This window comes from Streptomyces sp. NBC_00223 (genome assembly GCF_036199905.1).
Classification (GTDB): Bacteria; Actinomycetota; Actinomycetes; order Streptomycetales; family Streptomycetaceae; genus Actinacidiphila.
This window is the reverse complement of sequence record NZ_CP108109.1, coordinates 6,160,563-6,184,957: the sequence shown is the minus strand read 5'-3', so window position 1 is coordinate 6,184,957 and position 24,395 is coordinate 6,160,563. Positions and strand designations below refer to the sequence as shown.

The 24,395-nt window shown below is 69.9% G+C and carries 22 protein-coding genes; 3 read left to right on the top strand and 19 right to left on the bottom strand.

Features of this window, described 5'->3' with window-relative positions; translation table 11 throughout:
- Positions 1-29: 29 nt before the first annotated feature.
- The 9 genes from OHA30_RS26470 to OHA30_RS26430 all read right to left on the bottom strand — a co-directional run bounded on the left by OHA30_RS26470 (position 30) and on the right by OHA30_RS26430 (position 9,266).
- Positions 30-1,016, bottom strand: a complete 987-nt coding sequence (locus OHA30_RS26470) for an amidohydrolase family protein (RefSeq protein WP_328916381.1) — start codon at positions 1,014-1,016, stop codon at positions 30-32.
- A complete protein-coding gene (locus OHA30_RS26465) occupies positions 1,013-1,990 on the bottom strand; it encodes a hypothetical protein (protein WP_328916380.1) in 978 nt (325 codons plus the stop codon). Before OHA30_RS26465 ends, OHA30_RS26470 begins: the two co-directional genes overlap by 4 nt.
- A gap of 68 nt (positions 1,991-2,058) precedes the next feature.
- Positions 2,059-3,312, bottom strand: coding sequence for a Rieske 2Fe-2S domain-containing protein (locus OHA30_RS26460; RefSeq protein WP_328916379.1), 1,254 nt, complete (start codon positions 3,310-3,312; stop codon positions 2,059-2,061).
- A 13-nt stretch (positions 3,313-3,325) separates the two neighbouring features.
- Positions 3,326-4,360: an ABC transporter substrate-binding protein gene (locus OHA30_RS26455; RefSeq protein ID WP_328916378.1), complete on the bottom strand. Its 1,035-nt coding sequence runs from the start codon at positions 4,358-4,360 to the stop codon at positions 3,326-3,328.
- Between the two features lie 92 nt (positions 4,361-4,452).
- Positions 4,453-5,319: an ABC transporter permease gene (locus OHA30_RS26450; RefSeq protein ID WP_328916377.1), complete on the bottom strand. Its 867-nt coding sequence runs from the start codon at positions 5,317-5,319 to the stop codon at positions 4,453-4,455.
- Positions 5,316-6,179, bottom strand: a complete 864-nt coding sequence (locus tag OHA30_RS26445) for an ABC transporter ATP-binding protein (protein ID WP_328916376.1) — start codon at positions 6,177-6,179, stop codon at positions 5,316-5,318. Before OHA30_RS26445 ends, OHA30_RS26450 begins: the two co-directional genes overlap by 4 nt.
- A 139-nt stretch (positions 6,180-6,318) precedes the next feature.
- Positions 6,319-7,332 carry a fumarylacetoacetate hydrolase family protein gene (locus OHA30_RS26440; RefSeq protein WP_328916375.1) on the bottom strand — a complete coding sequence of 338 codons (1,014 nt, stop codon included), beginning with the start codon at positions 7,330-7,332 and terminating at the stop codon, positions 6,319-6,321.
- On the bottom strand, positions 7,329-8,261 hold the full coding sequence (locus OHA30_RS26435; RefSeq protein ID WP_328916374.1) for an amidohydrolase family protein: 933 nt from the start codon (positions 8,259-8,261) through the stop codon (positions 7,329-7,331). The genes OHA30_RS26440 and OHA30_RS26435 overlap by 4 nt, the downstream gene beginning before the upstream one ends.
- Before the next feature lie 180 nt (positions 8,262-8,441).
- Positions 8,442-9,266: an IclR family transcriptional regulator gene (locus tag OHA30_RS26430; RefSeq protein WP_328916373.1), complete on the bottom strand. Its 825-nt coding sequence runs from the start codon at positions 9,264-9,266 to the stop codon at positions 8,442-8,444.
- Positions 9,267-9,321: 55 nt separating this feature from the next.
- Here OHA30_RS26430 and OHA30_RS26425 point away from each other — a divergent pair, with 55 nt between their 5' ends.
- Together OHA30_RS26425 and OHA30_RS26420 are read left to right on the top strand one after the other, a co-directional pair.
- Positions 9,322-10,626, top strand: coding sequence for a flavin-dependent oxidoreductase (locus OHA30_RS26425; RefSeq protein ID WP_328916372.1), 1,305 nt, complete (start codon positions 9,322-9,324; stop codon positions 10,624-10,626).
- A 202-nt stretch (positions 10,627-10,828) separates the two neighbouring features.
- Positions 10,829-11,161, top strand: coding sequence for a 2Fe-2S iron-sulfur cluster-binding protein (locus OHA30_RS26420; protein ID WP_328918006.1), 333 nt, complete (start codon positions 10,829-10,831; stop codon positions 11,159-11,161).
- 44 nt (positions 11,162-11,205) lie between these two features.
- Here OHA30_RS26420 and OHA30_RS26415 read toward each other — a convergent pair whose 3' ends face one another.
- From OHA30_RS26415 to OHA30_RS26370, 10 genes are all read right to left on the bottom strand, one after another.
- On the bottom strand, positions 11,206-11,919 hold the full coding sequence (locus tag OHA30_RS26415; protein ID WP_328916371.1) for an SDR family oxidoreductase: 714 nt from the start codon (positions 11,917-11,919) through the stop codon (positions 11,206-11,208).
- On the bottom strand, positions 11,916-12,446 hold the full coding sequence (locus tag OHA30_RS26410) for a TIGR00730 family Rossman fold protein (RefSeq protein ID WP_328916370.1): 531 nt from the start codon (positions 12,444-12,446) through the stop codon (positions 11,916-11,918). Before OHA30_RS26410 ends, OHA30_RS26415 begins: the two co-directional genes overlap by 4 nt.
- Positions 12,443-13,603: a tRNA 2-thiouridine(34) synthase MnmA gene (gene mnmA / locus OHA30_RS26405; protein WP_328918005.1), complete on the bottom strand. Its 1,161-nt coding sequence runs from the start codon at positions 13,601-13,603 to the stop codon at positions 12,443-12,445. The genes OHA30_RS26410 and mnmA overlap by 4 nt, the downstream gene beginning before the upstream one ends.
- Before the next feature lie 189 nt (positions 13,604-13,792).
- Complete coding sequence (locus tag OHA30_RS26400) at positions 13,793-14,959, bottom strand: cysteine desulfurase family protein (RefSeq protein ID WP_328916369.1); 1,167 nt, start codon at positions 14,957-14,959, stop codon at positions 13,793-13,795.
- Positions 14,960-15,039: 80 nt separating this feature from the next.
- Positions 15,040-15,900, bottom strand: coding sequence for a thioesterase family protein (locus OHA30_RS26395; protein WP_328916368.1), 861 nt, complete (start codon positions 15,898-15,900; stop codon positions 15,040-15,042).
- A 196-nt stretch (positions 15,901-16,096) separates the two neighbouring features.
- Complete coding sequence (locus OHA30_RS26390; protein ID WP_328918004.1) at positions 16,097-17,200, bottom strand: ABC transporter ATP-binding protein; 1,104 nt, start codon at positions 17,198-17,200, stop codon at positions 16,097-16,099.
- 47 nt (positions 17,201-17,247) lie between these two features.
- The gene (locus tag OHA30_RS26385; protein ID WP_328916367.1) at positions 17,248-18,354 is read right to left on the bottom strand and encodes an ABC transporter ATP-binding protein; all 1,107 of its coding nucleotides are present in this window, start codon (positions 18,352-18,354) and stop codon (positions 17,248-17,250) included.
- Positions 18,351-19,364: an ABC transporter permease gene (locus tag OHA30_RS26380; protein WP_328916366.1), complete on the bottom strand. Its 1,014-nt coding sequence runs from the start codon at positions 19,362-19,364 to the stop codon at positions 18,351-18,353. Before OHA30_RS26380 ends, OHA30_RS26385 begins: the two co-directional genes overlap by 4 nt.
- Positions 19,365-19,459: 95 nt before the next feature.
- Positions 19,460-21,235, bottom strand: coding sequence for an ABC transporter substrate-binding protein (locus tag OHA30_RS26375; RefSeq protein ID WP_328916365.1), 1,776 nt, complete (start codon positions 21,233-21,235; stop codon positions 19,460-19,462).
- Positions 21,236-21,338: 103 nt separating this feature from the next.
- Entirely contained in the window at positions 21,339-22,337 is a 999-nt protein-coding gene (locus tag OHA30_RS26370) for an ABC transporter permease (RefSeq protein ID WP_328916364.1), read from the bottom strand.
- Between the two features lie 277 nt (positions 22,338-22,614).
- Here OHA30_RS26370 and OHA30_RS26365 point away from each other — a divergent pair, with 277 nt between their 5' ends.
- Entirely contained in the window at positions 22,615-24,177 is a 1,563-nt protein-coding gene (locus OHA30_RS26365) for a DUF885 family protein (RefSeq protein ID WP_328916363.1), read from the top strand.
- Positions 24,178-24,395: the final 218 nt, after the last annotated feature.

Sequence of the window (24,395 nt, the reverse complement as noted above, 5' to 3'; positions counted from 1 at the left end):
CGGGCCGGACCGGCTCCCTCCGCGGAGCCTCACGCGAAGGCCCTCGGGTAGAGGCGCCGCGCGTTGCCCTCGAAGACCAGCTCGCGGTCCTCGGCGCTGAGGAACGGAATGTTCTCGATGACCGGTTTGAGGATGTCCATGTGCACGCCGCGTTCCGGGTCGAGTACCGAGGCGCTCCCGGGCAGTTCGCTGCCGAACAGGCAGTTGCGGGGACCGACCACCTTGAAGAGGAGTTCCAGCCCTTCGGCCGAGTACACACAGGTGTCGTAGTACAGCCGTCGCATACGGTCGACGAAGATGTCCTCGGTGCCCCGGCGCAGGTACTGTGCGCGGAAACGCCCGATCTGGTACGGGATCGCGCCGCCGCCGTGGCCGATCACCAGCTTGAGATCCGGGAAGTCCTCGAAGACCCGGGACTTGGCGAGGTGGGCGACGGCGATGGTCTCCTCGTTGACGAAGTGCACCGAGTGCAACTCCCGCTGGGAGCTGCAGCTCGCCGAGTGCACCAGCGCCGGCACGTCCAGTTCGCAGAGCTTCTCGTAGATCGGGTACCAGAAGGGATCGCCCAGGCCCGGGGGCGCGGGTGCGTCCCCTTCCATCGGGTCCGGGTTCAGCAGGACACCGACGAAGCCGAGGTCGTTGACGCACCGCTCGATCTCCGGAAGGCAGTCCTTCGGGTCGTCCAGCCTGAACTGCGGCAGGCCGGCCACCCCGCGGAAGCGCTCGGGACGCATCGCGACCTGGCGCGCGATCAGGTCGTTGACGGTCCGGTTCCAGACGTGCGACAACTCGGCCGTCACCAGACCGTGGAGCATCATGTACGGCCGGGGCGAGATGAACTGGACGTCGATGCCCGCCCCGTCCAGCAGGGCCACATGCCGGTCGAGGTGCGTCTCGATCAGGTCGTCCGGAATCCGGGCCCGGCCCATGGGAGCGCGGTTCGCGACGATGCGCGCCTGGTGTTCGTAGAGTTCGGGCGGCGCGACCGTGTGGCCGTGGACATCGATCGTGGTCATTTCGACACCATTTCCCACTGCGCGAAGCCGAGGCCGCAAGGAGAGGCCGGAACCGGCACGTAGTCGAGCACCTCACCGGCCAGGTCGCCCGCCGCGGCCGCGGCGACGATCCAGTTCCTGGTCTCCCCGCTTCCGCTGCCGACGCCGCCGCCTCGCATGCCCGTACGCGGACCGACCGAGGACTCCACGGCCGGATGGGCGTCGAACCAGGCGGCCATTCCCCGGGGATCACCCGCGCTGACGGCGTCCAGAACGGCCCGGTCGAAGGGCTCGTTGACGACGGCGTCGGGCGCCCCGGGGGTGTGCCACAGGCCGCCGGAGCCGATCACCGCGATCCGGAGGTCCTCGTCCCACTCCTCGATCAGCCGGCGCACCGCGACACCGAGTTCGTAGCAGCGTTCACCGGTGGGCTGCGGTTCGAAGTAGCAGTTGACGAAGAACGGCACGGTGGGCAGGTCGTATCCCGGGCGGAGGAAATAGGAGGGCCGCATGAACGCGTGCCCCATTCCCTCGGCGGGGTCGGGCAGGCGGGTCGAGAAGGCGAGGTCGAACTTGTGCCGCACCAGGCCCTCCGTCAGATGACGGGCGAAGGGCGCGTGGGACTTCACGTCCACCCAGGTCTCGTCGTTCCGCGGTGCCCGGACCCGGGTCTCGCCGGGCACGTACATGCTCTGCCACGGCGACACCTTGTAGCCCGCGTACTCCTCGCCGACGAAGACCGCGAACGCGGGGAAGTTGTCGAAGTGGAACTGCTCGCCCTGGTCGTCACCGAACACCAGCAGGATGTCCGGAGCGGCGGCGTGGAGAGCGGCCTCCATCGCCGACACCGCCGCCAGGACCCGCGCGTGCTTCTCCCGGTTCACCTCGGGCGGGTCGATCGCCGAACCGGGGGCCGTGCCGCCGGCCGCCGCGCGGCGGGCGCGGACGGACTCCCACTCCTCGGGAGTCTCGAACAGATAGGGGGAATGTGACATACAGCCGACATAGCAAAGTGTTGCCACGGATCTTCCTTTCCCCGGACGGCGAGGCCGCCCGGCGGGGATCAAGAGCGCGCGTTCTCCGAAGGGCCGCTCGTCGTCGCCGTCTCGCCGTCCACCGCTCGCGCCAGCCAGTCGCGCCAGTCGGACCCGAGGGGGAGATTGACAGCCGCCGTCAAAGGCGGCTCGGACATCGGAATCGCACAGACCTCGGGGGCCTCACCGCGGACGATGGCCTGGACCTGTCCGATCAGGACACGACGGGCGGCGATGACCGCCTTGTCGGTCGAGCCCAGGTGCTCGATCGTCCTGGCCTGGACGACGCCCTGCGACTGGACGGCATAGGCGTCGTGCACCTCGAAGTTGCTTCCCAGGCCCGCGAACCAGTGCTCGCTCATCGAGGACCGGTCCTGGCGGTAGCGGTTGGCGGCGGTGCGCTTCAGCGAGTAGTCGCCGTTCATCTCCTCGGGGTCGAACCGGACGGCCCTGTCGCGGTCGATCGGCGCGCCCACCGTGAACTGCACGACGAACTTCACATGGGTCGAGTCGTCGACCGGCACGTGCCAGTGGAGTTGATAGCCGCCCGGCTCGCAGGCCGGGGTCGGGAACGAGCTGGCGTTCGGTGTGATGAAGTTCGAGACCCGCACCAGCAGCGCGTCGTTGACCTCACGGGTGGCGATGATGCGCGTCCCGTACGCGCACGGTTCGACGTAGATCGAGGGTGTCGGGTCCGCCCGGTGGATGTCGAAGGTGTCGAGACGTCCATGGAGGAACGACAGGTGCTGCGGGTCCAGATTGCCCTCGTTGGCCTGGAGGTAGTTGCACGAGAGACGGACCTTCATGACGGCCAGGTGGTCCTCGTCGGCCGCCATGAAGCCGTATCCGGGGAACTCCGGCGGTTCGCCCTCGCCCATGAAGGCGAAGACGAGACCACCGGCCTCCCGCACCGGGTAGGAGGTGTTCCTGACCCGTTCGAACAGACGGCTGCCCGCGGGCTCACCGGGCTGCTGAAGACACCGCCCTCCGCGTTCCCAGAGCCAGCCGTGGTAAATGCACCGCAGCCCGCCGTCCTCGATCCGTCCGTAGCTGAGGTCGGCTCCGCGGTGCGGACAGTGGCGTCCCAGCAGTCCCAGTTCACCGTGCTCGTCCCGGAAGAGCACAAGTTCCTCGCTCATCACGGTGAGCGGGACCGGGTCGGCCGATCCGGCGCCGACCTCGGAGCCGAGGGCGATCGGCTGCCAGTACTGGCGGAGCAGTCGCCCGCCCGGTGTGCCCGGCCCGGTCCGGGTCAGGAGTTCGTTGTTCTCCTCGCTGAGCATGGAGGCCTCCGATCTACGGCTTGAAGCCCTGGTCGTCGATGGCTTTGGCGGCCTTCTGGGCGAACGTCCAGTCGGCGATGTCGGTGGCGGACTTCTTGGAGTCCGGAATGGCGGCCCGCCGGCGGTCCACGGCGTCCGACCACTGGCCCGGCTCAGGAACACCGTCCGGGGTCAGGATCGGCGTCAGTTTCGCCATCACCTGCTCGGCCGTCCTGGAGCTCGCGGCATCGGGCTTGCCGTCGGTCGACAGGCCGGCGGCGACGTAGGGCAGCGCCCGGCTCGGATTGTCGACGTAGACCCTGGCCCCTTCGATCGTGCCCTGCAAGAAGGCGTCGACGGCGGCCGACCGGCCCTTGAGTACGGAATCCGTCGTCCAGATGCTCCAGTCCATGGTCGGGAGGTCGCCGAAGTCGCCGAGGACCGTCAGACCCTTCTGCTCCGCCTGGATCACACCGATCGCGGACACGACGGCGGCGTTGTACGCCCCGCTCGCGATCGCCGCGAGCTCTGCCTGGTCGTTGTAGCCGCCCGCGGCCGAGAAACTGACCTTCCGCGCGGCGGCGTCGACCCCGTGGGTCTTGAGCACCTTGGTGGTGTCACCGACCAGAGTGCCCGTGGTGCTGTACACACCGACGACCTTGCCCGCCAAGTCGTCGTAGGACTTGATCTCCGGGTTGGCGACGATCCAATAGGGACCGAGGGGTGTGCCCGTGTAGATGGCCTTCAACGGCGCCCCCTGAAGTGCGGCGTTGATGCCCGGTGAGGCCGCGTGCGCGATGTCGATCTGCTTCGCGATCAGCGCCTGGGCCGCCTGCGGGGAGTTGAGGACCTTGATCTCGACATCGAGCCCGAGCTTCTTGTAGAAACCCTCTCCGATGGCGATCTGGACGAAGTTGGCCGGCGCCACCTGTGTGCTCGCGAAAGCCACCTTGAGGGTGCCGAGATTCGGGTTTTTGTCCGCGCTTCCCGAGGCTTCGGGGGAAGACCCGGACGAGGAGTTGCCGCACGCGCCCAGGAGCAGCGCGGCCGTCAGGGCCGTCAGCGCCACGAGCACTTTCCGTCTTCGGGCAGGGAGAATTCCAGTCATGTGATGCGTGCCTTTCTGGTGAAGTAAGGAACTCCGGGGACCGGGGTGTTCCCTTACGCCCCGCGGGAGTCGCCCTCGCGGGCACTGATCCAGGGCGCGAACTTTCGTTCCAGACGCCCGGCGATGAACGACAGCAGAAGACCGGTCAGCGTCATGACGAGCACACCCACGTACACGAGGGCACTGTCGAAGAGCGAACCCGCCTGGACGATGAGGTGTCCGATGCCTTCGTTCGCCGAATAGAGTTCGGCGACGAACACCATCGTCAGGGCCCGGATGATCCCCAGCCGCAGACCGGCCATCACGAACGGGACCGCCGCGGGCAGGATGACCTTGGTGAAAAGGAACCGCTCACCCGCCGTGAACGACCTCGCCATCTCCACCAGATTCCGGTCCACCTCGCGGACGCCCGTCTGGGTGTTGATGATGATCGGGAAGACGCCGCCGAGTACCACCAGGGCGATGTTCGAGGTGACGCCGATTCCCAGGATCAGGATCAGCACGGGCAGCAGAGCCACGGCGGGCGTCGAATACAGCGCGATGATGTACGGCTCGACCGTCCGGCGCACCAGCCGGTACCGGCCGATCACCAGCCCGATCGGAATTCCGATCACCACGGACAACAGGAACCCGATCGCCAGGGTCCTCCCGCTGAACAGCAGGTCGGGGTAAATGGTGCGGTGGGTGATGAAGACATCGACCGCTTTCCGGCCGATCGCCTCCGGCGAGGAGAAGAAGAGCGGATTGATGAAGCCCGCCCGGGCGCCGGCCTCCCAGCCGGCGAGCAGCACGACCAGCAGGACGAGCGCGGGTACGGGGCCGGGAAGTACAAGCCGTCCGCGCGGCTCCGGCGGCTCCTCGGCGCCGGAGTCGGGGACCGACTCCTGATAAGTGGGCCCGGCGGCCTGGCTCACGGTCACTTGTCGTTCCTTCCGCCGCTGGTGGGGCTCGTCGATCCGCTCCGGTCCTCGGACTCGGCCAGAAGGTGGGCAAGCCGGCGTCGGTAGTCGATGAACTGCTCCCCGGTCTCCAGTTCCTCCGTGTACACCCGCGGCCGGGGAAGCTCGATCGGGAGGACCGCGTGGATACGGCCGGGCCGCGCCGCCATCACGATCACGGCGTCGGACAGGAGAACCGCCTCCTCGATCGAGTGGGTCACGAAGATCACGGTCTTCCGGTCGGCCTCCCAGATGCGCAGCAGTTCCTGCTGCATCGCCGCACGCGTCATCATGTCGAGCGCGCCGAAAGGCTCGTCCATGAGCAGCAGTTGGGGGCGGGTGCACAGCGCCCGGGCAAGCCCGACCCGCTGCCGCATACCGCCGGAGAGCTGGCCCGGATAGTGGTTCTCGAACCCCTTCAGACCCGCGAGTTCCATGGCTTCCTCGGCGCGCACACGGCGCTCCGCTTTCCCGACGCCGTGGATCTCAAGGCCGAATTCCACGTTCGACATCGCGTTGCGCCACGGCATCAGGTTGGCGTCCTGAAAGACCATCGCGCTGGACTTGCTCGGCGCCGTCACCCGCCGACCGCCCGAGTACACCGCCCCGGAACTGGGGCTCACCAGACCGGCGATGATACGCAGCAAGGTCGTCTTCCCGCAGCCGCTCGGTCCGATGATCGACACGAACTGCTTCGAAGCGATCTCACAATTCACATCCTGCAACACGGTGAACGCGGACCGCTCTTTTTTCGCGCTCGAAGTGAAGGTCTGTCCGACCGATTCGACGCGCACATCGCCGGTCGGCTGCTGACCCTCGTGACTGAGCTCGGTCGAAGACACTCGACCCTCCTTTCCAACCCGATCAGCGGGCTGAAGACCATGATCTGCACTGGCGAAAGTCGGCAGCAATGAGCCCGACCGACTTTCCCGAGAGACGAATTTCACGAACGGGCCGGGAGCGGCCCGCGGGCGGTATCGGCTAGACGAGGCGATTGGAAAGGACGCCCACTTGGGGCGAACTGATCGAGACGGCGTCCCCGGGGCGTACGAACGCGTCCGCGGCTCTCGTACCGTCCGGTCCGAGGGGGGTGGTGTCCGCGCCCGTTCCGGCTCCCGTCCCGCCGGCGACGACATCACCGGGCACAAAGGTGAAGTCGCGGCTCAGGAACGACACGATCTCGCCGAACGAGAAGATCATGTCCGCGCTGTTGAAGGACTGACGGCACCGGCCGTTGACCCACGTCTCGACATCGAGAGCGGCGGGGTCGGCCCCGACGACGATGCACGGCCCCATGGAGACGCTCCCGTCGAAGTTCTTCGCCGTGTTGTAGGACATCGGCCGGGCCGCCCCCCGGGGTTCGTCCCTGATGCTCCAGTCGTTGAGCAGGGTGACCCCCCAGATGTGCCCGGCGACGTCCTCCGGAGCCAGGTCCTTCCCTGCCCGGCCGATGACGATCGCGACCTCCGCCTCGTAGTCGAACCGCCGCGTCCGCCGCGGGACGGTGACGTCGGCGCCGGGTCCCGGAACCTCGGCCGGCACCTTCCAGAAGCCCCACTGTCCCTCTTGGCGTGCCCGTCCGCGGATGTCCTCGACGTCTCCTCTGCCCCCTGTCGGAGTCCGCCACATGCCCGCGAGATGGTCCGCGTAGTTGCCGCCCGCGCAGGCGATGCGTCCGCCCGGCCACGGAGCGTGCAGTTGCACGGTCGACGCGGGACGGCAGACCGACTCGTCGCCCCGTTCGACCGCCCGGGCCGCCGCCGGCCGCGCTTCGTCCAGCGCCGCGGAGCCGGCCGCGACGAAGGAGCGCAGGTCCGCCGGTACGAGCGCGGCCGCCCGCTCGACGGCGTCGGCCGCACCGCGGTGACGCAGTTCCCGGCTCACCGCGCGCTGGGCGTCGACGACCACGTCCCCGATCAGGAGGCCGACCCGACGCTCGGGGCCGAACACGACGACCTTGGTCGGTTCGGCCGCCCCCGCCGCCCCCGCCGTCATGCCCCGAGCCCGAGGAGTCTCAGCGCGTTGCCGGAGCAGATCGCCGCCACGTCTTCGTCCGGCAGCCCGAGGTTCTGGACGATCTCGATGGCGCGGGGCAGCAGCGGGGACAGCGGGGGCGCGTCGGCGCCGAGCACGAGATGACCGGCGCCGACCGTCTCGACGGCGCACCGGATGGCCGGCGGGTGAAAGCTCACGGTGTCGAAGTACATCTGCCGCAGATACCGGCTCGGCGGCTTGCTGATGAGCATCGGCTCGTAGGGCCCGAGGAACTGGGCCTCGTCCCGCAGCTCATAGGCGTAGTCCATGCGGCCGATGACTTCGCAGATGCCCCCGCCGAGGTGGGCGCCGACGAGCACGAGGTCGGGATGCCGCTCCAGCACCCCTCGTACGATCATCCGTGCCAGCGACAGGCACTCGTCGAACGGCCGGCCGACGCTGGAGGCCAGCCGGTAGTCGCGCATGCGTTCCTCGCCGAAGCCCGAGAAAGGCGCGTGGACGAACACGGGGATGCCCAGCTCGGTCACGAGCTCGAAGAAGTCCCGCGCGTCGTCGTCGTCGGGATAGTGGCCGTCGTAGCTGGAGTTGATCAGCACTCCCTTGAGCCCGCAGTCGCGGACCGCCCGTTCCAGCTCGGCGAGGTAGGCGGGCCCGCCGCCCGGAATCGTGCTGGCGAACGCGACCACCCGGTCGGGAAATGTCTCCTGCACCTCGGCCGCGTAGTCGTCCCACCGCTTGATTCCCGTGAGGGCCCGCTCGGGCGTCAGGCCGCGGAGGCTGTGAATGGTGTTGGTGACCACGGACAGGTCGACACCGGCCCGCGAGTGGATGTCGAGGTAGCTCTCGATGGCGAAGGGCGACGCGCCGTTCCATGTGCGCGCCGCGATGTCCTCGGGTGGGTAGACGTGGCCGTGCCAGTTGACGATCACCGGAAGGGACCTTCCTCTCAGAAGCAGGACAGCCGTCGGCTGAGTACGCCTGCCGGCTGGACACCGCGGTCCCCCGCCGAGTCCGCAGCACCGAAGTCGCGATGTTAGGGCGACCGCGGGACCACGGCGTGGCCGTTGTCACCGCTTTCGGCATAGGGGGAAGAGAGACCGGACCCGCCGTTACACGGGTTGCCCGGGTTGGGGCAGTGCCGCGTGATCCACCGGGTCCACGTCCGCGTCGGCCCGCAGGGCGTCCTGTAGCCGGTTCACCGCGGCGGACAGCTTCGGCGCCAGTTCCTCTACGGTCGACCGGCGCCACCGGGCGCTGGGAACGGCGATGGCGAGGGCCCCGACCACCGTGGTCGCCGGACCGGCGACATGCATCCCGATCGCACTGACACCCTGCAACGACTCGTCGGCGTTGATGCCGTAGCCCCGTCGTCGGGTGGTCGCGAGTTCCTGGAACAGCTGGGCGAGGTCCTTCGGCATCCGGCCGGGCGTCAGTGTGGTCCCACGGGGATAGCGGTGCATCAGCTCGGCGTCACCGAGGCGCGAGAGCATGGCCTTGCCCGCCGCGGTCACATGGGCGGGCAGCAGCATCCCGGCGCGCGACGCGATGCGCAGAATCTGCGAGGACTCCACACAGTCGACGAACCGCACGCTGTTTCCCTCAAGGACCGTGAAGTGACAGGTCTCGTCGATGCCCTCGGCGAGCGCGAGCATCTCCCGTCGGACCGTCCGGCGAAAGACCTCGGACGGAAGCCCCGGCGGTGTGGTCGCGAGCATCGGCCCCCGGTGATAGGCCCGCGAGCGGTCCTGGACGGCGAAGCCGCGGTTCACCAGTGTCGCCATCAGCCGGTGGGCGGTGGAGTTCGCGATGTCGAGTTCGGCGGCGGCCTCGGTGATACGTACCTGCGGCCGTTCGCTCAGCAGCATCAGCAGCCGGAGGGCGTTGTCCACCGACCCCAGTACATACGGATCCATTTTCTCGGAAGCGGAAACCATCGTCTCTCAGTTCCTTAAGTTTCAGGCCCCTCGCGAGCATGAGTCCGACTCACTCATGACGTGGTCGGTCGCACAGGCAAGGAGAACATATATGCGGGTTGCTGGCGATAACACCCCATTCGCAGTGGTGGTGGGCGGCGGCATCGGGGGGCTCACGACAGCACTGGAGCTGCACGCCGCCGGTCTCACCTGCGTTGTCCTGGAGGCCGTCGAGACTTTCAGCCCTGTCGGAGCCGGTGTCAACATCATGCCCCACGCCGCCGGGGTGATGGCAGAGCTGGGATTGGCGGAGCGGCTCTCGTCCTGCGGAGTCGTGACGAAGGAAGCGGCGTTCTTCAACCGCTTCGGTCAGCTCATCTACCGGGAGCGCGCCGGGGTCGAGGGCGGCTTCGCGCATCCGCAGTTCTCCGTCCACCGCGGCGATCTGCACGACGTGCTCCTCTCGGCGGTCCTGGAGCGCCTGGGGCCGCGGGCGGTGCGGACCGGTGCGCGGGTGACAGCCGTCGAGCAGGACGCGGCGGGGGTACGCGCTCATGTGCGGCGCCCCGACGGGGGCACGTACACCGTGTCCGGACAGGTGCTGATCGCCGCCGACGGTCTCCACTCGGTCGTGCGCGGGCAACTGCACCCGCGGCAGAACCGGCCCCGGCACTCCGGCGTGACCATGTGGCGGGGGGTGAGCGTGTGGGAGCCGTTCCTGTCCGGTGCCACCATGGTCCGCGCGGGGTGGCTGACGCACGGCAAGATGGTGATCTACCCGGTCCGCGACAACTTCGACGGGCACGGGCGGCAGCTCGTCAACTGGGTCGCCGAGATCGAGACGCCCACTGATCTCGACCAGGACTGGTCGCGTGCCGGACGGTTCTCCGACTTCCTGCCGGCCTTCGCGGACTGGACATTCGACTGGCTCGACGTCCCCGCGATGATGGCGGCGGCCGAAAGCGTCCTCCTGTTCCCGATGGTCGACCGGGATCCGCTCGGCGGCTGGGGAAGCGGCCGGATCACCCTGCTCGGCGACGCGGCGCACCCGATGGTGCCGCGGGGGTCGAACGGCGCCGGGCAGGCGATCCTCGACGCGCGGTGCGTGGCAGCTTGCCTGAGGCACGCGAAGAACGACCCGGTCGCCGCGCTGGAGCGGTACGAGAGCGAACGCCGTCCGGCCACCTCCGCGATCGTCCGGCTCAACCGCGAGAACCCCCCGGACGCGATCCTCCGTGAGGTCTACGAGCGCACCGGCGACCGGCCGTTCGCGAACATCGACGACGTCATCTCCCAGGACGCGCTCAGGGCGGTCGTGGAGAGTTACCGCGCCGCCACGGGCCAGATCAGAACGGGTGCGGGCACCACCGACTCGCCGTGACCCACGGCGAGCGGGGCATGGCGTCGGCGATCGACAGCGGCGTCGCGGTCACCGATGCCGTGCGCGACGGTAAGTTCCCTTCACCGGAAGGGGAGCCTGGTCGAGCGGGCACCCTCCCGCGCCGCGATCCACTGCTGCGGGCCCACCGCGATGATCCGCGCTGTGACGGACGCCTGCGCCGCAGCCGGCCGGTGACCTCCACATCGAGAGGTTCGGCCCGGCGCCCGCACCGGATGCCACCGGAATCCCGGCAGATCGGGCGGCACGCCGGCCGTTCGCCGTCGAGCTCCGCAGGTCCCGACAGGTTCTCGTCGTACCCGCCGACCGGACGATCCTCGATGTCGTCCGGGACGCTGTCCCGGGCGTGCCCTACTCGTGCGAGGAGGGGTACTGCGGGTCCTGCGAGACACGGGTGCTGGCGGGTATCCCCGAGCACCACGACACCGTGCTCTCCGAGGACGAGCGACGCACCGGCCGAACGATGATGATCTGCGTGGGCCGGGCCCGCAGCAGCCGACTGGTGCTCGACCTCTGAACACGGAGGGGCGGTCGGCGGCCGCAAGGGCGGCCCGACGACCGTCAGGCGCCCGGGCGGACGGTGAGGTCGGTGATCTCCGCGTCGCGCGGGAGGTCGAGGGCGGTCAGCACGGTCGTGGCCACCGACTCGGGGTCGATCCAGCGGGCCGGGTCGTACGGCTTGCCCTCCTGCTGGTGGACCTTCTGCTGCATCGGCGTGGCGGTACGGCTGGGGTAAATGGAGGTGACCCGTACGCCCGCCGCGTGCTCCTCCGCGCGCAGCACGTCCGCGAGCGCCCGCAGGCCGAACTTGCTGGCCGCGTAGGCGCTCCACTCGGCGTTCGCGGCCAGCCCGGACGTGGAGTTGACGAAGACCGCGTGGCCGCGCGAGAGCCGCAGTTGGGGCAGCAGCAGCCGGGTCAGCTCGGCCGGGCCGAGGAGATTGACGGCCAGTGTCTCCTGCCAGATCTTCGGGGTGAGGTCGCCGACCCGGCCGAGTTCGACCGTGCCGGCGATGTGCAGCAGCGAGTCCAGCCGGTCCGGCGGCGCCTGGTGGCCGAGCGCCCAGGACAGCCGGGAGGGCTCGGCGAGATCGCCGACCAGGGTCTTCGCGCCCGGGTAGCGGTCCGCCAGGGCCCGGGCCCGGCCGGCGTCGCGGGCCAGCAGCCACAGCTCGTCACCGCGGGCCAGCAGGCGTTGGGCCACCGCGCTGCCGATACCGGACCCCGCGCCCGTGACGAGGTGGATCCGGGGCTCCCCGGTGCCGTCGCCGCTCATCGCTGCTCCTGGAGGTAGGCCATCGCGGCGGCGCCGTCCTCGGCGAAGTACACCAGGTCGGCCAGCGGCAGTGGCAGGAAGCCTTCGGCCTCCATTCTGCGGAACTGCTGCTTGAGCCCGTCGTAGAACCCCGCGCTGTTGAGCAGGACCACCGGTTTGGAGTGCAGTCCGTGCTTCTTGAGCTCCAGGATCTCCGTGGCCTCGTCCAGCGTGCCGGTGCCGCCGACCATGATCACGACGGCGTCGGAGCGCAGCAGCAGCTCGGCCTTCCGCTGGGCGAGGTCGCGGGCGATGATCATCTCGTCGGTGTCCGGCCGCGCCTTGTGCTGAAGGAACTCCACGGACACGCCGACCAGCCGGCCGCCCGCCCGCTGCACGCCGTCCGCGACGACCTTCATCAGCCCGACATCGGAGCCGCCCCACACCAGGGTGTGGCCGCCCTTGCCGAGCAGCTCGGCGAACTCCCGCGCGGGCGTCGTGTACTGCTCGCCCAGGTCGGCGGCGGAGAGGAAGACGCAGATGTTCATACGCCCGCCCCGGCGTGCGCGGCCGCGTGGTCGGCGGGCTGCCGTGTCGCGGCCCGCTCCGTCGTGGCGATCGTGGCCGAGCCGACGACCCGCGTGCCGTCGTACAGCACCACCGCCTGGCCGGGGGCGACCCCGCGCACCGGCCCGGTGAAGGTGACCGCCAGGACGCCGTCGGTCAGCTCGGCGGTCACCGGTACGTCCTCGCCGTGCGCCCGCAGCTGCGCGGTGTACGCGGCCGGGCCGGCCGGCGGGGTGCCGCACCAGCGCGGCCGGATCGCGGTCAGCGCGGTGACGTCCAGCGCCTCGGCGGGGCCGACGGTCACCGTGTTGTTCACCGGCGAGATGTCCAGGACGTAGCGGGGCTTGCCGTCGTCGGCCGGCACGCCCAGCCGCAGGCCCTTGCGCTGGCCGATGGTGAAACCGTAGGCGCCGGTGTGGGTGCCGACCCGGGCGCCGGTCTCGTCGACGATCGCGCCCTCCTCCGTGCCGAGGTGCTTGGCCAGGAAGCCCTGGGTGTCACCGTCGGCGATGAAGCAGATGTCGTGGCTGTCGGGCTTCTTCGCCACCGCGAGGCCGCGGCGCTCGGCCTCCGCGCGGATCTCGTCCTTGGTGGTGAGGGTGTCCCCCAGCGGGAACATCGCGTGCGCGAGCTGCCGCTCGTCCAGCACACCGAGGACGTACGACTGGTCCTTGGCCGCGTCGCTGGCCCGGTGCAGTTCGCGGGTGCCGTCGGCGTTGACGAGCACGGTCGCGTAGTGGCCGGTGCAGACCGCGTCGAAGCCGAGGGCGAGGGCCTTGTCGAGCAGCGCGGCGAACTTGATCTTCTCGTTGCAGCGCAGACACGGGTTCGGGGTGCGGCCGGCCGCGTACTCGGCGACGAAGTCCTCGACGACGTCCTCGCGGAAGCGGTCGGCGAGGTCCCACACGTAGAAGGGGATGCCGATGACGTCGGCCGCGCGCCGGGCGTCGCGGGAGTCCTCGACGGTGCAGCAGCCGCGGGCTCCGGTGCGGAAGCTCTGGGGGTTGGCGGAGAGGGCGAGGTGGACGCCGGTGACGTCGTGGCCCGCTTCGGCCGCGCGGGCCGCTGCCACGGCGGAGTCGACGCCGCCGCTCATGGCTGCGAGTACGCGGAGGCGCCGGCGCCGGCCGTCGGGAATGTCGTTCACCCGTCCAGGGTAACGGTGGCGCGAGAGCGCCCTCTCTGCGTCTGCTCTGCGCTGCGTCTGCTCTGCGCTCGAACGCCGCGCGGGCTTCGCTGCCCTCAAACGCCGGGCGGGCTTGGTTTGGCTGGACCTTCGCGGCCCTGCGCACGCCTCCGCCCTCGAACGCCGGGCGGGCTGAGTGGCCTAGGTCTGGCCCGCGGCGCGGGCGCGGGTGACGGCGGGGCCGATGGCCGTGGTGAGGGCCGCGACCTCCGCGGGGGTCGAGGTGTGGCCCAGACTGAACCGCAGCGTCGCCCGGGCGTACGTGGCCGGCTGATGCATGGCCAGCAGCACATGGCTCGGCTGCGCCACCCCCGCCGTGCACGCGGACCCCGTGGAGCACGCGATCCCCTGCGCGTCGAGCAGCAGCAGCAGCGAGTCCCCCTCGCACCCGGGGAACGTGAAGTGCGCGTTGGCCGGCAGCCGCCCCTCCCCCGACGGGTCCCCGTTGAGGATCGCGTCGGGCACCTCCTTGCGCACACCCCGCACGAGCACGTCCCGCAACGCGCCGACCTCGCGGGCGAAGTCGGCCCGCCGCTCGGCGGCCAGCGCGCCCGCCGCGGCGAAGGCGGCGATGGCGGGCACGTCGAGCGTGCCCGACCGGCTCCGCTCCTGCCCGCCCCCGTGCAGCAGCGGCACGGGCGTGTCCTCGCGGCGCAGCACCAGCGCGCCGACCCCGTACGGCCCGCCGATCTTGTGCCCGGTCACGGTCATCGCGTCGAGCCCGCTGGCCGCGAAGTCCACCTCGGTCTGGCCGAACGCCTGCACCGCGTCGGAGTGCATCGGCACGCCGAACTCCCCTGCCACGGCGGCCAGTCCGGTCACGTCCATGACCGTGCCGACCTCGTTGTTGGCCCACATGACGGTGACCAGGGCGACGCCGTCCGGGTCGCGCTCCAGGGCCGCCCGCAGGGTGTCGGGGTGCACCCGGCCGTACGCGTCGACCTCCAGCCACTCCACGACCGCGCCCTCGTGGTCGGCGAGCCAGTACACCGCGTCGAGCACGGCGTGGTGCTCGACCGGGCTGGACAGCACCCTGACCCGGCGTGGGTCGGCCTGCCTGCGGGCCCAGAACAGGCCCTTGACGGCGAGGTTGTCGGACTCGGTGCCGCCGCCGGTGAAGACGATCTCGCTGGGCCGGGCGCCGAGCGCGGCGGCCAGCGTCTCTCTGGACTCCTCGACGGTACGCCGGGCCCGGCGTCCCGCGGTGTGCAGCGAGGAGGCGTTGCCGGTCACCGAGAGGTGGGCGGTCATCGCCTGGACCGCCTCCGGAAGCATCGGCGTGGTGGCGGCGTGGTCGAAGTAGGCCATGGTGCCCCGATTCTACGGTCGCCGCGTGCCCCGGCCGACCGCGCCCACCCCCCGGCCCGCCGCTGCCCGGCCCCGCCCGCTCAGCCCCGCGGCGCCCGGGCGAGCTGCCGCGCCTGCGCGACCAGCCGGTCCGCGCTGTCCCAGACCTGGGCGTCCTCCTCCAGCATCCCGCCGGCCAGATTCCGCGTGGTGAGCGCCACACGCAGCGGACCGGGCGCGGGCCGGGCGCGCAGGTGCGCGGTGAGCTCCAGGGTGGGGGTCCAGCCCTTGAGGCCGAGGTCGAAGGCGGTCGGCGGCAGCGCGTCCACGGCGAGCAGCAGCGAGAGCGCGTCGTGGTCGCGCCCGTCGGCCAGGCCCAGCCAGCCGCGCATGTCGCCGGCGCCCGAGGGCCGGCCGACCGCCCAGCCCGCGGTGGCCGGGTCGAGCCGCAGATCGAGCCGGTCGAGGAACTCGGACGATCCGGGTACGGACCCGCCCGCGCCCGGGTCACCGGTGTCGACGCACGCGTCGGCGTCGGGCATGGCCGGCGGGGTCGCGGAGGTCCTTACGTCGTCGGGGAGCGCGTCCAGGTCCCCGTAGCCGGCGATGACCCGGATGCGTTCGACCTCCTCGCCGTCCTCGTCGGTCTGGAAGAGCGACGCCTGGCCGGTGGAGAGGGTGCGCCCGGCCCGTACGGTCTGCGTCCTGATCACCGCGGGGCCCGGCTGGGAGGCGGTGAGGTAGTGCGCGGTGATGGTGAGCGGGTCGGGGTGCGGCAGCGCGTGGCGCAGCGCCCGGCCGACGACGGCCAGCAGATAGCCGCCGTTGACGGCCGAGATGATCGTCCAGCCCGCGGACAGGTCGATGTCGTACGTGCCCGGCTCGTCCGGCCGGGGGGTGACCGCGGTGTCCCGGTCGAATTCGCTGTCGCCGATGGCCGCGCGGGCGGCTGCATATGCCATGGGGCCTACGTTACCCAGCGGTAGGGCCCGTTTGTCCAGGGTTTTCTGTGACGAAACGAGCAAGCGCTTGCTCTGGCGGGCCGCCGCACGAACCCGCGCCCCCGTGCACCCACCCCCGTACAACCGCCCCCGTGCACGGCGAGGGGGCGGCACCGGTCACCCGGTCCGCCCCCGTCCCCGTAAAGGACCCACCCCGCTACACCGCCGCCGCGCTCCGCGGCACCGCGCCGGGGGCGTTCTCCGGGTGGTGGCAGGCCACCTGGTGTCCGGTCGCCAGCGTCGCCAGCGGCGGTTCCTGCGTCTTGCACAGGTCGGTCGCCTTCCAGCACCGCGTGTGGAAGCGGCAGCCGGGCGGCGGCGCGATCGGCGAGGGAACGTCACCGGTGAGCAGGATCCGACCGTTGCTCGCGGAGGGCGCGCCCCCGCTCCCGCCGGTCGCGCTGCTGCGCTGCTGACGCCGCTTCGGGTCCGGCACCGGCACCGCGGAGAGCAGCGCGTTGGTGTACGGGTGGAAGGGCGTGGTGTACAGCGCCTCGCGGTCCGCGATCTCCACGACCTTGCCGAGGTACATCACCGCGATCCGGTCCGAGACATGGCGGATCACCGACAGGTCGTGGGCGATGATCACATAGGTCAGCCCCAGCTCGGCCTGGAGGTCGTCGAGCAGATTGACCACCTGGGCCTGGATGGAGACGTCGAGCGCGGAGACCGGCTCGTCGGCGACCACCAGCTTGGGACGCAGTGCCAGCGCCCGCGCGATACCGATGCGCTGCCGCTGCCCGCCGGAGAACTCGTGCGGATAGCGGTTGTAGTGCTCGGGGTTGAGGCCGACCAGCTTCAGGAGGTCCTGCACCTCCTTCTTCACCCCGTGCTCGGTCGCCACCTTCTGCAGCCGGAAGGGCGCCCCGACGATCGTGCCGATCGTGTGCCGGGGGTTGAGCGACGAGTAGGGGTCCTGGAAGATCATCTGTACGTCGCGGCGCATGGGTCGCATGTCGCCGGTACTCAGATGGGTGATGTCACGGCCCTGGAACTCGATCTTCCCGCCGGTCGGCTCCAGCAGCCGGGTGATCAGCCGGCCCATGGTGGACTTGCCGCACCCGGACTCGCCGACCACGCCCAGGGTTTCGCCCGGCGCGACCTCGAAGTCGATGCCGTCGACCGCCTGGACCGCGCCGACCTGCCGGCGCAGCAGCCCCCTGTTGATCGGAAAGTGCTTGACCAGACCGGTGACCCGCAGCAGCGGTTCGACGGGCTTACCCGACGCGCCCAGCTGGCCCGGCAGCTCCGGCTTGCCCAGTGAGGTCTTCTCCGCCACGGTCTTGTCCACGGCTTCGTCCCGGCCCTTCACAGCTTCGGCTCGATCTCTTCGGTCCAGATCCGGGCCTTGTCGTCCGGCGACAGATGGCAGGCGACGACATGGCCGGCGGCCACCTCGCGCAGCTCGGGGACGACCGACTCGGAGGAACCGCCGTTCAGCGACGCGTACGGGCAGCGCGGGTGGAAGGCGCAGCCGGACGGGACGTTGATCAGGCTCGGCGGGGAGCCCTTGACCGGGTTGAGCCGGTCGGTGCGCTCCCGGTCCATCCGCGGCATGGAGCCCAGCAGGCCCCAGGTGTACGGGTGCCGGGGCTCGGTGAAGACCTTCTCCGCCGTGCCGCGTTCCACCACCCGTCCCGCGTACATCACCAGCAGGTCGTCGGCGACCTCGGCGACCACACCGAGGTCGTGGGTGATCATGATGACCGCGGAGTGGAACTCCTCCTGCAGATCGCGGATCAGGTCCAGGATCTGGGCCTGCACGGTGACGTCGAGCGCGGTGGTCGGCTCGTCGGCGATGAGCAGTTCGGGGTTGTTGACCAGCGACATCGCGATCATCGCGCGCTGCCGCATACCGCCGGAGAACTGGTGCGGGTAGTCCGAGAAACGCCGCTGCGGCTCGGGTATGCCGACCCGGTCCAGCATTTCCAGGGCCCGCGTGGCGGCGGCCTTCTTCGACACCTTGTGGTGCACCCGGTACGCCTCGACGATCTGCGCGCCGATCGTGTAATAGGGGTGCATCGCGGACAGCGGGTCCTGGAAGATCATGGCCATCTTCCGCCCGCGCAGCCGCCGTACCTTGTCGGGGTCGGCGCCGATCAGCTCCTCGCCGTCCAGCCAGACCTCACCGGAGATCCGGGCCCGCGCGGTGCGGTGCAGGCCCATGATGCCCAGCGACGTGACCGACTTGCCGGAGCCGGACTCACCGACGATGCCGAGGGTACGGCCGCGCTGGAGGTCGAAGCTGAGGCCGTCGACGGACTTGACCAGACCGTCGTCGGTGTTGAAGTGGATGCGCAGGTCGCGCACGGAGAGAAAGGGCTTGGCGGCGCCGGGCGCGGTGGCCTCGGCGGTGGCGACCTGGGCGTTCTGCTCGGCCGCGCCGGGCCCTGCGGACTTGTCGGCGGGGCTCATGAGTACCTCACCCGGGGGTCGATTGCGGCGTACACCAGGTCAACCAGCAGGTTGCAGATGACGATGAAGAAGGCCGCCACCAAGGTGACGCCCAGCACGATCGGCAGATCGTTGTCCTGCACACCCTGGATGGCGTAGGCGCCCATGCCGGGGAAGGAGAAGACCTGCTCGGTGATGACCGCGCCGCCGACCAGCAGACCGAAGTCCATACCGAAGATGGTGATGATCGGGGTGAGCGCGGCCCGCAGACCGTGCTTGGCGACCACCGTACGCTCCCGCAGGCCCTTGGCGCGGGCGGTGCGGATGTAGTCCTCGCCCATCGTCTCCAGCATGCCGGCCCGGGTCAGCCGGGCGTAGAGCGCGGAGTAGAGGAAGGCCAGGCTGCACCACGGGACCAGCAGGTTCCACGCCCAGTCGGCCGGGTTGTCGGTGAAGGGCACGTAGTTCATGCCGTTCGACCACAGCGGCCACTGCACGGTGAAGATGCTCAGCGCGAGAATGCCGGTGAAGAAGATCGGCAGCGACACGCCCGCCAGGGCCACGCCCATGGACAGCCGGTCGAAGATCGTGCCGCGCTTGAGGGCGGAGACCACACCGACGGCCACACCGGTGACCAGCCAGATCACGGCGGCACCGATCGCCAGCGAGAAGGTCACCGGGATACGGGACTTCAGCTGCGGCCAGACCTCCACGTGGCTCTTGAAGGAGTAGCCGAAACACGGTGCGTGACACTGCACCGGGTCCGGGCCGAAGTTGTAGTGGGCGCCGACGAACAGGGCCTTGAGGAAGTGCCAGTACTGCTCGTACAGCGGAAGGTCGAACCCGAGGTTCTTCTTGATCGCCGCCACGGAGGCAGGGTTGGCGTCCTTGCCCACGTACTGGGTGGCCAGCTGGGTGGTCGTCTGGCCGCCGAGGCGCGGCACCAGGAAGAAGATCGCGAAGGTGATCGCGCTCACCACGAGGAGCAGCACCACCGCGGCGAAGACACGTCTGATGAAGTATGCGGTCACGGCCGTCCGGCGCGGCGCCCGCCGGACCGGGTCTCCCCGGACCGGCGGACGCCGTAGCCTTCACCTGCCTTTCGGATGCGTACGGGGCCTTGCGGCTACTTCGAGGAGCCGATCAGCAGGTAGTCGTACATGCCCAGATACGCCTGGGTGACCGTCACGTTCGTGGCGGACGGGGGACGGTAGAGCAGGTTCTTGCGGTAGATCAGCGGGACCACGGAGGCGTTCTCCATGACCAGCTTGTCGATGTCGCCCCACGCCTTGGTACGGGCGTCCGAGTCGGTGTTGGCGATCGCGTCCGACAGGGCCTTGTTGATGGCCGGGTCGTTCAGCTCCATCAGGTTGTTGCCGCCGGAGGGCTTGATGGCCGCGCCGTCCACGATCTGGTCCAGGAAGCCGTAGCCGGTCGGCCAGTCGGCACCCCACGCCATCATCATCATGCCGATGCCGTGCGAGTGGACGTAGGAGGGAACGCCCGCGTAGTTCGAGAAGTACTTGCCGGCCGGGAAGGTCTTGATGTCGACGGTGATGCCGACCTTCTTCAGCGCCGCCTGGATGGCGGTCGCGCCGTCCACCTCGGTCTGGCGGTCGGTACGCGCGGTCAGCGTGGTGTGGAAGCCGTTCGGCTGGCCACAGGCCTTGAGCGCTTCCTTGGCCTTGTCGACGTCACCCTTGTTGTCGGGCGTCGCGTACAGGTCGAACTTGTTGTAGCCGTTGACCGACGGCGGCAGCAGGGTGCTCGCCACGTCGCCCTTGACGGCGCCGCCCTCGGCGTCCACCACGGACGCCTTGTCGACGGCGTACTGAACGGCCTTGCGGCAGTTGACGTTGTCGAACGGCTTCACGTTCAGGTTGAGCGCCATGTACGAGGTCGCGCCCGCGATGGAGTCGTCGGTGGCGTCCAGGCGCTTCTTGTTGCCGAGCACCTTCGACTGGGTCTCGGCGGCCACGCCGGTGCCCGCCGCGTCGACGGTGAGGTTGTCGGCGAGCAGGGAGTCGTCGATGCTGCGCTGGCTGACCTTGAAGCGGATGTCGTACTCGTCCGGCAGCGCGGTGCGCACCTGGTCGGTCGACTGGTCCCACTCGGGGTTGCGGACCAGGACGGCGCTCTTGCCCTCGTCGTACGACTTGAACATGTACGGACCGCTGGACACGATGTGCTGCACGTACGTGGCGCCGGTGTCCTTGGCCGCCGGAACGGGCGCGGTCTGGGAGAAGGTCGCCAGGTAGTCGAAGTCGGCGAACGGCCGGTTCAGGTGGAAGACGATCGTCTGGTCGTCCGGGGTCTCGATGGACTTCAGCCCCTCGGGGGACTTGTCCTTGTACGGACCCTGGTACTTGTCGCCGCCCTCGAGGTACGCCTTGAAGTACGTCGGGCCGTTGGCCATGACCTCGGGCGCGAAGTTGCTGCGCTCGATCGCGTACTTGACGTCCTTGGAGGTGACGGCGGTGCCGTCCTGGTACTTCACCCCGGTGCGCAGGTGGTACGTCCAGGTCTTGGCGTCGGCGCTCGCCGTGCCCAGCCCGGTGGCCAGGTCGGGGACGAGCGTCAGGCCGTCCTTGCCCGCGGCGGGCTTGAACGTGAGGAGGGAGCGCCCGTAGAGCCGGGAGAAGTTCTGCACCCAGCCGTAGTAGGTGTTGCCCGGGTCGAGGGAGTCCGGCACGTCGGAGTCCGCGAGGGTGACCGTGCCGCCCTTCTTGCCGGACTGGTTCACGATCGACGTGAGCGCGGCGTCCCGGGCGGCGGCCGTGCCGCCCTTCGAGGTGGATTTGGAGTCGGAACTGGACTTGCCGCCGGAACCGCCACAGGCGGACACACCGAGCGCCATCGCGGTGGCCAGCGCCAGCGCCGCTGTCGCCTTTCTGCTGTTCATACCGGGTTATGCCCCTCATTCGTTGGGTTGCGTGGGTTGGCAACACTTTTGCCGTACGGCACGCGGGATGCCGCGCCCGCTGGAGCTCGAAGTGCCCGCGGATTCACTTACCGCGAGGGTCCAGCGCATCGCGCAGGCCGTCTCCGAGCAGATTGAAGGCCAGCACCGTGATGAAGATCGCCAGTCCGGGGACGAACATGTACTGCGGATCGGACTGGTAGACGTCTACCGCGCTGGTCAGCATGCCGCCCCAGGACGATTGCGGGGGGGCGATGCCGACTCCGAGGAAGCTGAGCGCCGCCTCGAAGAGGATGTTGGTCGGGATCAGCAGCGTCGAGTAGACGAGGATCGGCGCGACCAGGTTGGGCAGGAGTTCCTTGAAGAGGATGAACGGACCGCGGGCGCCCATGCTGCGGGCCGCCTCGACGAACTCGCGCTCCCGCAGGGTGAGGGTCTGGCCTCGGACGATCCGGCCCATGTAGGGCCAGTTGAAGAAGCCGATGACAAAGATCAGTACACAGATCCGCAGCGGAAGTCCGTTGAGGCCGAAGGCCCCGTCCTGGAGGGACGCGGAGATCGAGATGGCGAAGAGCAGCAGCGGGAAGGCGAGGAAGGTGTCCATCAGCCGGCTGATGACACTGTCCACCCAGCCGCCGTAGTAGCCCGCGATGACACCGAGCACGGTGCCGATCACGTTGGAGAGCACGGTGGCGCCGGTCGCCACCAGCAGCGAGATCCAGGAGCCCTCGATGATCCGGGCCAGGATGTCGCGGCCGAACTTCGGGTCGACACCGAGCAGATGATGCCAGCTCATGCCGCCCCAGCCGCCCTTGGGCGCCAGGAGTTCGGGGTCGACCAGGTCCTGGTGGAAGGCGTTCGGGTCCAGGCCGAAGACGGCCTCGATCGGCTTGGCCAGGATCGCCAGCAGTACGAGCAGGATGACCACGACGCCGCCGGCCATGGCCGCCTTGTCGCGTTTCAGCCGTATCCACGCGATCCGGCTGAGGGAGCGGCCCTCAATCGTCTTGCGGTCCGCCCCTTCGAGAACAGCCTCCGGTGATGACCCGGCCTGCCCAGGGGTGGTCTCTATCGGTGCGGTCATGGCTGACCCCTCTCGCCGGCGGGTAGCCGGCGCACGCCCGCCGCTGTAGCGGCTTAAATCGTTGATCATGCGATGTTGAGAAACGACTGCGACCGTTGGTGCGGTCGATAACGCTGGTTCACTTGTTACTAGCAGTGTTCATGCCGCAGGTTCTCTGCGGGTGGATTCTTGTGCCCGTCGGCGATCACCCGCCAGCCCTGATCGAGAAGGGATGCGCAACTGTGATGTGGTGATTCTTCGACCGTTACCAATGCTTAGAGCGGGGTACGGTCTGGTTGTGAACAAGCGGCTGCGCGCGGTGTGCGACCTGATGATGCCTCAGTCCCGGGAGATGGCGGGGCTCCACGAGTACGACGGACGGGTCCAGGATCTCTCCCCGGAGGGCATACGACGGTCACTGTCCGCACTCGACCGCGCCCGCCACCGGGCCGGTCCGCTCGACAGCCGGCACGACGAGACGCACCTGTCGATCTTCGAAGAATCCCTCCGGGTCCAGTACGGCGATCTCGAACTGCACCGGCGTGATCCGTACCCGCATCTGTCCAATCTCGAACTCGCCTGTTACGACCGGGAGTACGCCCCGCGCGAGGAACGCGCCGAGGCCCGCCGCAGGCACCTCGCGCAGTGGCCCGACGCCGTGGACGGCTCGCTCGCCGCGCTCGACCAGGTCAGCGCGCCGGTGGCCGAGGCGCTGCTCGGCGCGGTCCGCGGGCTCGCCGCCGACCTCGACCCCGACGCGGGCGCCGAGGAGACCGCCGCGCTCCGGGCGCACGCCCGGCTCCTGGCACGGGTCGAGGACGCCGCCGAGCACGGCGATCCCGACCCGCGGCTGGGCGGTGAGGCGCTGGCCGCGCTCATGGGCGCCCAGGAGGGCCTACGGGTCGATCTGGGCGCGCTGGCGGACGACGCGGAGCGCGAGCGCGCCCGGCTCACCGATCTGCTCACCGGCTCCTGCCGCGCGCTCGACCCGAGCCGCAGGGTGGACGAGCTGATCCCCGAACTGCTCGCCGACCATCCGGACGCGGACGGCGTCATCCCCGAGGCCGCCCGGCTCACCGAGGAGGTGATCGCCTTCACCCGCGAGCGCGGGCTCGCCCCCTGGGTGGACGGCGAGTGCCTGGTGGGCCCGGCCCCGCCGTCGCGCCGCTGGGCGATGGCGATGATGACCTGGGCCGCGCCGGGCGAGGCCGAGGCGCCGTCCTGGTACCACGTCACCCCGCCCGAGCCGGACTGGCCGGCCGAGGAGCGCGAGGAGTGGCTGACGGTGTTCAGCCGTACGAGCCTGCCGTCGATCACCGTGCACGAGGTCGCCCCCGGCCACTTCGCGCACGGCCGCGCGCTGCGCCGGGTGGAGAGCCCGGTCCGCCGGGCGCTGCACGGCCTGTCCTTCACGGAGGGCTGGGCGCACTACGTGGAGGAGGTCTGCCTCGAAGAGGGCTTCCGGGCCCATGACCCGCGGTTCGCGATCGGGGTCGCGCTGGAGGCGCTGGTCCGGGTCACCCGGCTGACCTGCGCGATCGGGCTGCACACGGGAGCGATGGACCTGGACGACGCCACCCGGCTCTTCATGCGCGACGCCCATCTGGCCCGCGCGGGCGCCGCGTCGGAGGCCCGCAGGGGCACTTTCGACGCGGGGTACGGGCGTTACACGTGGGGCAAGCTCGAAATCATGCGGCTGCGCGACCGCGCCCGCCGCACCGACCCGGCCTTCTCCCTCGCCGCCTTCCACACGTCCCTGCTGGCCCTGGGCAGCCCCCCGCTGGGCCTCCTCCCCGCCGCCCTGACGCCCTTGACGCCGAATCAGCCCGCCCGCAAGCACCCCAGCCCGCCCGACGCTTGAGGGCGGAACAAGCCCGCGCGGCGACTGAGCGCAGAAGCAGCCCGCCCGGCGTTTGAGGGCAGAACAAGCCCGCGCGGCGACTGAGCGCAGAAGCAGCCCGCCCGGCGTTTGAGGGCAGAACAAGCCCGCGCGGCGTTTGAGCGCAAAAGCAGCCCGCCCGGCGTTTGAGGGCAGTAGAAGCCCGTCCGGCGTTTGAGGACAAGCCCGCGCGGCGACTG